This is a genomic window from Candidatus Margulisiibacteriota bacterium, from assembly GCA_031268855.1.
Taxonomy (GTDB): domain Bacteria; phylum Margulisbacteria; class Termititenacia; order Termititenacales; family Termititenacaceae; genus Termititenax.
This window is the reverse complement of record JAIRWS010000123.1, coordinates 1-11,082: the sequence shown is the minus strand read 5'-3', so window position 1 is coordinate 11,082 and position 11,082 is coordinate 1. Positions and strand designations below refer to the sequence as shown.

13 protein-coding genes are annotated in these 11,082 nt (G+C 50.1%); 5 read left to right on the top strand and 8 right to left on the bottom strand.

Annotated elements, in window-relative coordinates; translation table 11 throughout:
• Nucleotides 1-312: 312 nt before the first annotated feature.
• From nadC to LBJ25_07180, 3 genes are read left to right on the top strand one after another with little or no spacing between them, the layout of a single operon-like run.
• Nucleotides 313-1,152 carry a carboxylating nicotinate-nucleotide diphosphorylase gene (gene nadC / locus LBJ25_07190; GenBank protein MDR1453737.1) on the top strand — a complete coding sequence of 280 codons (840 nt, stop codon included), beginning with the start codon at nucleotides 313-315 and terminating at the stop codon, nucleotides 1,150-1,152.
• Nucleotides 1,149-3,068 (top strand): hypothetical protein, encoded by a 1,920-nt coding sequence (locus tag LBJ25_07185; protein ID MDR1453736.1) that lies wholly within the window; start codon nucleotides 1,149-1,151, stop codon nucleotides 3,066-3,068. The genes nadC and LBJ25_07185 overlap by 4 nt, the downstream gene beginning before the upstream one ends.
• A gap of 8 nt (nucleotides 3,069-3,076) precedes the next feature.
• Nucleotides 3,077-3,532: a ferrous iron transport protein A gene (locus LBJ25_07180; GenBank protein ID MDR1453735.1), complete on the top strand. Its 456-nt coding sequence runs from the start codon at nucleotides 3,077-3,079 to the stop codon at nucleotides 3,530-3,532.
• Here the strand turns inward: LBJ25_07180 and LBJ25_07175 are convergent.
• The 3 genes from LBJ25_07175 to LBJ25_07165 form a co-directional block, all read right to left on the bottom strand.
• Entirely contained in the window at nucleotides 3,504-3,848 is a 345-nt protein-coding gene (locus LBJ25_07175; GenBank protein ID MDR1453734.1) for a YkgJ family cysteine cluster protein, read from the bottom strand. The genes LBJ25_07180 and LBJ25_07175 overlap by 29 nt on opposite strands.
• Before the next feature lie 73 nt (nucleotides 3,849-3,921).
• Entirely contained in the window at nucleotides 3,922-4,692 is a 771-nt protein-coding gene (locus tag LBJ25_07170; protein MDR1453733.1) for a hypothetical protein, read from the bottom strand.
• Nucleotides 4,693-4,704: 12 nt separating this feature from the next.
• Nucleotides 4,705-5,580: a hypothetical protein gene (locus tag LBJ25_07165; protein ID MDR1453732.1), complete on the bottom strand. Its 876-nt coding sequence runs from the start codon at nucleotides 5,578-5,580 to the stop codon at nucleotides 4,705-4,707.
• 15 nt (nucleotides 5,581-5,595) lie between these two features.
• Between LBJ25_07165 and LBJ25_07160 the strand changes: the two genes are divergently transcribed.
• Nucleotides 5,596-6,750, top strand: a complete 1,155-nt coding sequence (locus tag LBJ25_07160) for a hypothetical protein (GenBank protein MDR1453731.1) — start codon at nucleotides 5,596-5,598, stop codon at nucleotides 6,748-6,750.
• On the opposite strand, the gene LBJ25_07155 is transcribed toward LBJ25_07160, so the two are convergent.
• From LBJ25_07155 to fabG, 5 genes are all read right to left on the bottom strand, one after another.
• Complete coding sequence (locus LBJ25_07155) at nucleotides 6,751-7,206, bottom strand: tRNA (cytidine(34)-2'-O)-methyltransferase (GenBank protein ID MDR1453730.1); 456 nt, start codon at nucleotides 7,204-7,206, stop codon at nucleotides 6,751-6,753. It lies immediately after the preceding gene.
• Between the two features lie 3 nt (nucleotides 7,207-7,209).
• Nucleotides 7,210-8,454, bottom strand: coding sequence for a beta-ketoacyl-ACP synthase II (fabF, locus tag LBJ25_07150; protein MDR1453729.1), 1,245 nt, complete (start codon nucleotides 8,452-8,454; stop codon nucleotides 7,210-7,212).
• 10 nt (nucleotides 8,455-8,464) lie between these two features.
• Nucleotides 8,465-9,418 (bottom strand): nitronate monooxygenase, encoded by a 954-nt coding sequence (locus tag LBJ25_07145; protein MDR1453728.1) that lies wholly within the window; start codon nucleotides 9,416-9,418, stop codon nucleotides 8,465-8,467.
• Nucleotides 9,419-9,478: 60 nt separating this feature from the next.
• On the bottom strand, nucleotides 9,479-9,727 hold the full coding sequence (acpP, locus tag LBJ25_07140) for an acyl carrier protein (protein MDR1453727.1): 249 nt from the start codon (nucleotides 9,725-9,727) through the stop codon (nucleotides 9,479-9,481).
• Between the two features lie 88 nt (nucleotides 9,728-9,815).
• The gene (fabG, locus tag LBJ25_07135) at nucleotides 9,816-10,556 is read right to left on the bottom strand and encodes a 3-oxoacyl-[acyl-carrier-protein] reductase (protein ID MDR1453726.1); all 741 of its coding nucleotides are present in this window, start codon (nucleotides 10,554-10,556) and stop codon (nucleotides 9,816-9,818) included.
• Between the two features lie 126 nt (nucleotides 10,557-10,682).
• Here fabG and LBJ25_07130 point away from each other — a divergent pair.
• The coding region (locus LBJ25_07130; GenBank protein ID MDR1453725.1) for a DUF4116 domain-containing protein at nucleotides 10,683-11,082 on the top strand (400 nt) is incomplete at its 3' end.

Genomic DNA, 11,082 nt, shown 5'->3' with positions numbered 1-11,082 from the left:
TTTCCCGGGCAATCGCTGCGGTCGTGATTTCTATGTTTGCGTCATACATTTTTTTTACGGCAATCAAAACCCGTTCTCTGCGTTCAGTCATTTGCAATAACGTACTGTGAGAACGCTTCTTTTTTTCCTGACTTGACACTTCGCCATTAATATTTTTACTTATCCAAAAACGCATTTCTTGCTCCCAAAACACTTATATAATGTTATCGTAAAGAAATATACTTTGTTGCAGATTTCATAAATAAGCGCTTCTTGGCACACCCAGATGTGTAACTTTTGTCCGAACAGCCAAAATAAGCTAAAATCAATTTAATGAGTATCAGCCAAAACACCCGCGCCTTAATTCACAAGGCCTTGCGTGAGGACGCGCCGCGCGGCGATATCACCGCCAAATTTTTCGGGGACAAACGCAAGATCGTCAGCGGGAAAATTATCGCTAAAGCCGACGGCATAATTTGCGGTCTGGAGATCGCCGCATATTGTTTCCGCAAAGCTGATTTTCAAACTAAATTTTCTGACGGCGCCAAAATAAAAAAAGACGCAACGCTGGCCAAAATCCGCGGCAGATTAAACGACATTCTTTTAGCTGAGCGCGTCGCTTTAAATTTTCTCCAGCATTTGAGCGGCGTGGCCACGGAAACCCACAAGCTGGTAAATCTGCTCAAAGGCACGAATGTCAAACTGCTCGACACGCGCAAGACCACGCCGCTGCTACGCGAACTGGAAAAATACGCGGTGCGCTGCGGCGGCGGACAAAATCACCGGCTCAATTTATCGGAGCGGGTTTTGCTCAAAGAAAATCATCTGGCCAGTTTACAGTTAAGCGATCTGGCAAAACGAATTAAACGTTTTAAGTTTTGGCAAAAAAATAAAAAAATCGAGATCGAAGCCGCGACTTTGCGGCAGGTCAAAGATTTTCTGGCTCTGCCGGTCGACATTATTCTGCTGGACAATATGTCCGCCGCGGAAATAAAAAAAGCCGCCGCGCTGCGTGCTAAACTCAATCCACAAATCCAGCTGGAGATCTCCGGCGGAGTGGGCAAAAAAAATCTTAAAAGCCTGGCTAAACTCGGCGCGGATTATATTTCCTGCGGCAAAATTACCCATTCCGCGCCGGCGCTGGATATGTCTCTGCTGCTCGCTGCCCGATGAAAACCATTTTAATTCTCGGCCAGACTTTTTCCGGCAAGACCAATATTTTTAATAGTTTAGCCGCGCCGGCCGGGCAGCAAAAATATTATCCGGGCAGCCCGTTAAAACTGAACACCGGACAAATCAAACTCGGCGGCCAAAAATACCGCCTGCTCGAAGCGCCCGGCCTGAACACGCTGATCCCCACTTCTGAGAATGAAACTATCGCGCTCAATCTGATCTTAAAACTTCAGCCCGAAAAAATTATTTTCACGCTCAACGAAAAAACGCTGGAAAACAGCCTTTTAATTCTTATTCAACTGGCGGAGCTTAACATTCCGTTTATTGTGAATTACCAGGCGCCCAATGCCGCCGAGCAGGAATATATTTTTGAACAAGCCAAGCTGACGCATATTTTCAACGCGCCGGTCATTATCAGCACACCGACTCATGAACCGCGCCGGCGGGAAATTCAAAAAGCGCTGGTTTCCGCGCATAAACCGCGCTGGGTCGGCAGTTATTCCAAAACGCTCGAAAAAATCATTCAGGATTTCAGCGGACAATTTAAGTTTTCCGGCCTGCCGGAACAAAAAATTTCCTGGCGGTTTATTTGTTTGATGTTGCTGCTCGGCAATAAAAATATTTACAACTGGATCCGCCGCGCGTATCCACCGCCAGTCCGCGAAAAACTGCTGGCTTACGCGGCGGAAAAATACGCTATTGCTCATTCTTTTACGATTGCCAATCGCTGGGAAAGTCTGGCGCGCAGCCTTTTTTCAGAAATTTGGCCGAAAGAACAGCGCCGCGCTGCCAGGTTCTCGCATTTTTTTGAAGAGTATTCACTCCGCTTTTTTTGGGATCTACTGATCGCCGCCGCGGCTGTGTTTTCTATTTTTGCTTTTGTTCATTTCATCGGCGGTAGACTGTTGGTCTATCTCTTTTATGATGAACTCTTTGGTAAATATCTGGCGCCGTTCATCACTTATATTTTTGTCAGCGTTTTTGGCAATAATCTCTTTACGGATTTTTTCGTGGGGCAGTACGGCCTGCTGACCATCGGCTGTGCTTATGCCCTGGCTATTTTACTGCCGGTCATGGGCTCTTTTTTCCTGATCTATTCTTTTTTGGAAAACACCGGCTACATCAGCCGGCTGGGATTGACCGGCCAGCGGCTGCTGCGCTTGTTCGGGCTTAACGGCAACAGTTTGCCGCCCTTATTGTTTAGCTGCTGCAAAATCGCCGCGCTGAATAAATCCGCGCAACTGGAAACGCGCCGTGAACAAAACATTCAGCTACTGCTTTTTATTTTTTTCATTCCCTGTGTTTCGCAGCTGGCTATCATCTCCAATCTGCTGTCTATTATTCAATTTTCGCACGCCTTGATTTTCGGCGGCATTATGCTCCTGCAGGCCGGTATTATTCTGGGCTTGCACCGCTTGCTGCGGCCGCAGCCGCCGCTTAATTACATTGCCAAAGTTACACCACTGCGTTTTCCCAGCGGCGGCAAAATACTGGCCGCGGCCGGCGCTTATCTGCGCTGGTATTTTCGCGGAATCACACCATTGATACTCGGCGCGTCCGTTTTTCTTTTCGCGGCGCACAGCGCCGGGCTTTTAGAATTACTCCGCGTCTGGACAGCGCCGCTGATCCAGACTTTTTTAGATCTGCCGGAAGCTTTTACGGACAGCGTGGCGCTGGGACTTTTCCGCAAAGACCTCGGCGCCATATCCCTGTACGATTTGGCGAATAACGGCATGTTAAATTCCATTCAGGTTTTAGTATCGCTGCTTTTCATTTCGCTTTCTCTGCCCTGCCTGGGCTTTCTTGGCGAACTGGCGCGGCAAAAAGGCTGGCTCAAAGCGCTGCTGATATTTTTCTGCTCCACAATTTACGCATTTACTATCGCGGCGATTGTCAATAAAATATTGCACATCTAGGAGCGGCCATGGAAAAAACCAGCAAACAGCAAAACGAACGGACTCTGGCCGTCCTGAAAATTTTTTATAAAGAGCTGCTGGGCTTGACCGCCAAAAAAGCCGCCGCGCAGGCGGAAATTTTAGCGGCCAATATCTCGCCGGAAATCCTCGAAAGATTTTGCGCGTTGATCGGCCACGGTCATATACATAATATTCCAACCGGCCCCTGCTGCGCGCAGGCCAAGCAATTTAACGCTGTCACCGTCCTGCCGCTCAACCGTCTACCGCTCGGCGTCAACGCTAAAGTTATTTATATACGCACGGGGCAGGATCAAGCGTTAGCGCGCCTGTATGAACTGGGTGTTTATCCCGGACAGACCCTGCGTATTCAGCAGCTTTACCCGACCTATATTCTGCTGGTCAACGGCGCCCGCCTGGCCATTGACGGCAGGCTGGCTAAATTAATTTACGTGGAGAAAATTTAAAACCGCACTCCGGCAAAACCACGGGTTTTTCAAAATGACTAAACAAGCGCGGATATTCGTGGCAAAATACTGGCCGCAGCAAATTGTAAGCGCCGCAGAGGCCGTCCGCCCGCAGATAATTACAGGCAAAAACAATTACGCCGTCCTCAATAAAACTACCGATCAAGCGTAGATTGTTGAAATAAGCGTTCCACCAGATCGCCAAATTACGCAGCGGGCGCAAGCGCAACATTCGCGGCTCCATGCCGATCAGAATTTGCTGGCAACATTCGCCACATTTGCGGCAGCGTCCGGAACGCCGGTAAGGATAAGGCAATATCCATCTCGCCAGCGCCCGGTACCAGTAGTCGATCCAGGAAATTACCCGGACGAATACGGTTAAAACAAATTTAAAAATATAAATGCAGGCCTCCCGACAACAGCATACCGGTATGGTCTTGATTTTCAGTCTGCACATTGGCGCCAGTGGAAAAACGTTTTTCCAGACCGAACTCCACGCTCAAGAACAAACCGTTCACGCCCAGCGGAGAACATTCCACGCCGAAACCGGCATTACTGACCGTAGTGCGGACATTGTGGTCGGCATTGTCTTTGTCCGTAAAACTGTCCGTGCCGCCGCCACCGTACAGATAACCGGAGAATGGCGCGTTAAAAAAAACTTTGTCCGCCAGCCAGAAAAGCAGACGGCCGCCGGAATAAGTGCGCTGGCTGTCCAGCCAGCCAAAAGCCTGCAGCCCCAGGCGTTCCGTAAACCACCATTTGGCCGAAATGCCACCCAAAGAAGCCGTGTCCAGCGTAGCGGAGCCCTGCGCGCCAAGACCGAAATTGCCGCGCGTTTCGCGGATGCGCGCCGCTTCCACATCCACCGCGCCGCGCGAAGCCACATTGGTTTTAAAATCCACAAAATGCGCCGTCGGTATCGTCCTTATTTCGCCTTCACCGACCCGCTGCATCCTGGCGTAAATCTTCTTGCCGCGGTAATTGACCACCACATAATGTTCGCCCGCGTCAACTTCGTAATCCTGTACAGATTCCCCACCGGCACGCACGCCGTCGATATACACTTCCGCGCCCGGCAAATCGGTAATGACATTGATCCGCCCTTTCTCCGCCAAACCCACCGCCACCAGCAGCATTAAAAAAACCAAAAACTTTTTCATACTTCTCCTCCTTTAAAAATAAATGTGACAGCCTCCGCTGAGTTTTACATTAAAATGATCCGCGGAAGGCTCCTCGTTCCCCGTAAAATATCTGGTAAAAGTTCTTTCCGCGCCAAGCTCCAGGCCCCAATGCGCCGTCCGCAGAAAAAACTCGCCAACTCCGAGCAGCAGCTCGATCAGCAGAATATCCAGCGCTGAAGTATCTTTGTTAATAACAATATGTTGATATCCTTTATTGCTCGTCTGAAAAAAATCCGCCACTCTAAACTCCAAACCCAACGTTAATTCCTGCAAATCATAGGTAGCGCTTTCACCAGCGGCATCGTCTACAAATAACGACGCCGACCGGCCAAGGCCCGCGGCCAAATATATCGTAAATGTGCTGCTCTGATAAACCGATTCGTTGAGCGCCAACAGCAGCCGGCCGCCGGCGCGCGTGTCGCGCACGACAGCATTGCTGTTCGCAAAACCGATCGCCTGCAGGCCGACCCTCTCCAGCGGCCACCATTTGAGGCTCAAGCCGGAAGCCGGTGAACCGCCAAATAAACCGAAAGCCACATTGCCGCGCGTCTCGCGCACCCGCATCGCCTCCACATCGAGCGAGCCGCGCGACGGCACACTGGTTTTGTAATCGACAAAATCTTCCAGCACCGCTGTTTCCAGTTTATTGTCTTGAATTTCCACCACGCGTGATTTGAGAACCTGACCGTTTTTCTTGACCTGCAAATAATGCGCGCCGGCCTGCAGGGAATGTTGCAAAACCTGCTCTTTAGCGATAAATTGTCCATCAATAAAAACCTCGGCGTCTTTATCGCCGGCAAAAACATTGAGCTGCCCCTCAGCGCCAAGCCAGGCCAGCAAAATAATGAAAAACCAGACTTTTTTCATTATAATGAGTATATAATGAAATATTTCCTTTTGGGTATAGCGGTCTGTTTGAGCGGACTGAGCGCCGCGGCGGATAGCGCTTTGCCGGACAATGCCTATCTGCCAGGCGTTGTCTCGTATATTTTGGAAGATTATTCCGGCGCCGAAACTCCGCAGCGGCTGGTCAAAGTCCGTCTGCACAATCAAAAAAAAGATTTTGTCATGATCGACATGCCGGCCGGACAAAAACTAAAAATCGGCGACAAAGTGCTGCTGCAAAAAGCCGCCGACAATTACAATTACGGACTCGACACCGCTTTTGAAGAAAAATTTCTCTTTGCCGATTTCGCGCGCGGCGGCAGCGTGGTTGTCTTGCTGATTTTGCTGCTGCTCGGATTTACTCTGGTCAACCGCCGTAATTGGCCGCAGGCTCTTTTTATTATTGGCAATATTTTTCTACTCTGTCTGGTTTTACCTTTTTGGCTCGCTCAGCGCTGGCCACTGTTTGGGTTTACCGCGCTTTTTTGTCTGGCCAGCGCTTTACCTGCCGCGCGGCTGCTGTCCTCGCGCAAATTATGGCCGGCTCTGGTTTCCGCGCTGCTGGGCTCCAGCGCGGCCGGCGGACTTTACGCCTGGCTGATCCATCGCTACCATTTGACACCCTTTATTTTTCCGCAAAAAGACCCTGGCCTGACTTTTGCCTTTCCCCAATATCTGGACGCCGCGCTCTTGCTCATGCTGAGTTTTTATCTCTGCTTGTTTACTGTAGTTTTTTTGCTCAAAACGTCTTACCGCGTTTCTATAATAGAGAATATTCGTTTGTTCTTTTTCCGCACTTTGCAGCTATTCGGTCTGATCGGCGGCGGACTGCTGCTGCCGTTCCTTTTGTATTTTCAGCTCAACAACATTGAGCTGGCTTATTTGCTAAATTATCCGCCTTTCGTGTATCTTTTTAATAAATTAGTTTTGTGCCTGCTAGCGATCCAGGCCAGCTGCTTGTTTTATCTGTTTTATTATTACAACAAACACAAAAAATATTTTCACCAGCCCGCAGCGCCGGAGAATCAATCCGCGGCCGAGAACAGCAAGCCTTTAGAATTACAAAAGATACTGCAAAACCACACGCCGGTCTTGCCCAAAAACAGCCGCCGCCGGAACAAAGCCCGGGCTAAAAAAAATAAACACCGTTAATCAAATTGGAAAATTTTGCTGCCGTAGCGCTTCGTACAGCACGATCGCCACAGCGTTGGATAAATTTATAGAACGGATATTTTGCCGATCCATCGGTATCGTTGCGGCGCGCTCAGGATTTTGCCGGAGCAAATCTTCCGGCAGACCTTTGGTCTCTTTACCAAAGACCAGATAATTGTCCGGCTGATAGCGCAGGTCAGTGTAAAGCTGTTTGGCTTTGGTCGAGAAAAAGAAAAGCCGCTTGTCTTTATTGTGCTTTAAAAAATCTGCCAGATTGTCCCAAACAACAATTTTTACTTTGTCCCAATAATCCAGTCCGGCGCGGCGCACTTCGCGGTCAGAGATGTCAAAACCCAGCGGCTTGACCAGATGCAGAGTCGCGTTCACGCCGGCGCAGAGACGGGAAATATTGCCGGTATTGGGCGGGATTTCCGGCTCGACGAGGACAATATGCACAGTTTATTCTTGAAACTTCTTAAAAACAATTATCGCGTTGTGGCCGCCGAAGCCGAAAGAATTGGACATGGCGGCGCGAACCGTGCGCTGCACGGATCTATTCGGCGTGAAATTAAGCCGCGGAAAACTGGCATCCGGCGTTTGATAATTCAGCGTCGGCGGTATTTGACCGGTCTCCACGGTTTTGGCCAGAATGACGGCTTCCAAACCACCAGCCGCGCCCAAACAATGTCCCAGCGCGCCTTTGGTCGAAGAAATATTTATTTTAGTATCCGCGCCGAAAACACTGACTATAGCCTGCGTTTCACATTTGTCATTTAATTCAGTCGACGTGCCGTGCGCGTTAATATAATCAATGTCTTCCGGTTTTAGTCCGGCTTCCCGCAGCGCCATCCTGATCGCGCGCGTGCCGCCCTCGCCGCCGGGCGCGGGGGAAGTGATATGATAAGCGTCTCCGGTGGCGCCGTAGCCGACTATCTCGGCGTAAATTTTGGCCTTGCGGCTCAAAGCGCTTTCCATTTCCTCGAGGAATAAAACGCCCGCGCCCTCACCCATGACAAAACCGGAGCGGCTGGCGTCAAAAGGACGGCTGGCTTTTTGCGGAGCGTCATTGGAGTCAAAACACAGCGCGCGCGCCGCGCAAAAACCGCCCAGACACACCGGCGTAATGCAGGCTTCCGTGCCTCCCGCCAGCACCGCCCTGGCCTGCCCGCGTTTGATCCACTCGAAAGCCTCGCCGACAGAGTGCGTGCCGCTGGCGCAGGCGGTAACCACCGAAATATTCACGCCTTTGGCGCCGGTCTGGATCGATACAGCTCCGGAAGCAGAATCCGCGATCATCATCGGCACTACAAAAGGTGAAATTTTCGCGGGGCCTTTATCACTGAGAGTCCTTTGCGCTTCTTCGATGATTTCCAGGCCGCCGATGCCGCTGCCGACAATTACGCCGACTTCTTCCGGATCGCTCTTGATGTCAAAACCGCTGTCCCGCGCCGCTTCCAGCGCGGCGGCCACCGCAAACTGAATAAAACGCGACATGCGTTTACTTTCTTTTTTATCCACGCCCCAGTTTTCAATATTAAAATTATTGACCACGGCGGCGATCTGCGCTTTAAAAGCCGACACATCAAAAGAGGTAATTTTGGCAATACCGGTTTCGCCGACCAGCAGACGCGGCCAAAATTCCGCCGCGCTATTCCCTAGAGCGTTGACAGTCCCCACGCCGGTAATTACCACTCGTTTAGTCATTTTTTAGCTCCTATTCTGGAATACTTTCCGCTTCACGCACCATATTTTCAATAATTTTAGCGGCCGGCAGAATTTCCTTGATTTTCCAGGCGTTGGCGCCGGAGAAAACCAGCCCGCCTTCCACATCACCAGCCATCGCTTGGAGCAAGCGGTTGGAAATGCAGTATTTGTAAGAGCAATGTTTCAAACACTGATTTTGACAGCCCGCAAATTCCACAGTGCCGTCCTCAATTTTATTGATCAGCGCGTTGCGTATCGCGCGTCCCGGATAGCCGACCGGACTGTACATCGTGACAATATCTTCTTTGCGGCAGTTCAAATACATTTGTTTATACGCCAGCGGCGCGGAACACTCGTCAGAGCAGACGAACCGGCTGGCGATCTGCACGCCGTCCGCGCCCAGTTTGAGATATTTGGCAACATCGTAACCATCGGTAATGCCGCCGGCGGCCAACACCGGTATAGACTGCACGGCCGCGCGCACTTCGGGAAAAATCTCATCGATAGAGCGGTCGGTGCCCAGATGTCCGCCGGCTTCCGTGCCCTCGACGACCACCGCCGCCGCGCCCAGCCGTTCGGCCAGCAAGCCAGCTTTCACCGACGAAACGATCGAAACAACTTCCGTATTTGTGTTTTCAACCATTTTGTAAATCTCACGGGAAAAGCCAGCGCCCTGAAAGATCAGATCCACGCCTTCGTCGATGCAGGTCTTGACCGTTTCAGCGAACTCGCGGATAGCGTACATGATGTTGACCGCCACAATGCCGGCCGTCATTTTGCGGCAGCCGCGCACTTCCTGGATCAGCTCGTCCCGCGCTATCGCCGAGGCGCCGATCACGCCGATGCCGCCCGCATTAGAAACCGCCGCCGCCAAAGGCGCCAGAGAATTCTTGACGGACATGCCGCCCTGCACGATGGGAATTCTGGCTTTGAATTTTCCAATTTTAAGTTCTTTTAATTTCATTTTATCCCTAAAAAAATAGGGGCAGTAAAAACCGCCCCTTGCTATATTGCCGCAGAGAAACTACTTGCCGGAATGTTGCATAATGTAAGCTACGGCATTGCCCACTGTTTTTAGCTTTTCCGCATCCTCGTCCGGAATTTCCGTGTCAAATTCTTCTTCCAGCGCCATGACCAGCTCCACCGTATCCAGAGAATCCGCGCCCAGATCGTCAATAAAAGAAGCTTCTTTCGTCACCTCGCTAGGGCTGCGGCCCAATTGGTCGGCAACTACTTTTTGCACTTTTTCAAATATTTCTTGCTCTGTCGCCATACAATTCACCCCCTCCTTCTAAAAAAATTTATTTTTGCACACCATTGGCTATTTAAAAACAGTCGTCTGATTATGTCAACGCCTGCTTTTAAGACTGCATGGTCAGACCGCCGCATACCGCGATAGTCTGGCCGGTGATATAAGCGGATTTTTCCGAAGCTAAAAACAATACTGTATTGGCAATGTCTTTGACCTGCCCCATGCGGCCAAAAGGGATTTGCTTGTTGATATTTTCCTTGACGTCATCGGTCAATTTGTCCGTCATGGCGGTCACAATAAAACCCGGCGCCACGGCGTTGACATTGACATTGCGCGGAGCCAGCTCGCGCGCCATTACTTTGGTCAGCGCCACAATGCCGCCTTTGGAGGCAGCGTAATTGGCCTGCCCGAAATTGCCGAATAAGCCGGACACCGAAGCGATATTAACGATCTTGCCAGAACGCTGTTTCATCAAGACCGGCGCGGCGGCCTGCGACATCAAAAAAGCGCCTTTGAGATTGATATTCAGCACCAGATCCCAGTCTGCTTCTTTCATGCGCACGAACAAACCGTCGCGGGTCACGCCGGCATTATTCACCACAATATCCAGCGCGCCAAATTTTGCTTTGGTCTGCTCGACCAGATTTTCCACTTCGGCTTTCACGGTGACATTGGCCGGCACAGCGACAGCCTGCGCGCCAAATTCTTTGGCCGTCTCCGCGCAAGCCTCAGCATTCACGTCGGAGATCACCACTTTGGCGCCCTCAGCCGCAAAAGCCGCGGCGATCTCTTTACCGATACCCCGCGCCGAACCGGTGACAATAACCACTTTATTTTCAAATTCACCCATTACCCGCTCCTTTACTCCAAAAACACTTTATTTTTAAGAGGCCAGATAATACCATGTATTTGCAATTTTTTCTCTAAACTTACGATACAATCTATAGGTTATAATTATTAAATAAGGAGAAAATTTATGCAAACCAAACAATGCGCGTTGCCAAATAAAATTGGCAGTCCAAAGCCCCCAACACCACCAAAGCCTTCGGTAATTTGGCCAGTAACAATCTCTGCAGCGATATTAGGCGCTTGCGCGTTAGACAATCAAAATAATACTGTTAATAATAATGAATATATACTTTTATCAAAAGAAGAAATAATTCAGCAGCTTGATGTCGACCCTAGTCTGCGGAATAACAAGCAATTATTGAAACCTTATCTAATACGAGACCCTGACTTGCTAAAACTGGTCAGCGAGGATTTACGCAATGATCGGGAGTTTGTTCTGGAGTTGTTTCAAGCAGTAAAAGCTTCAGAAAAACTTACTATCTGGTACTACGCTGGCGCAAATTTGACCGGAGACAAAATTTTTGTCT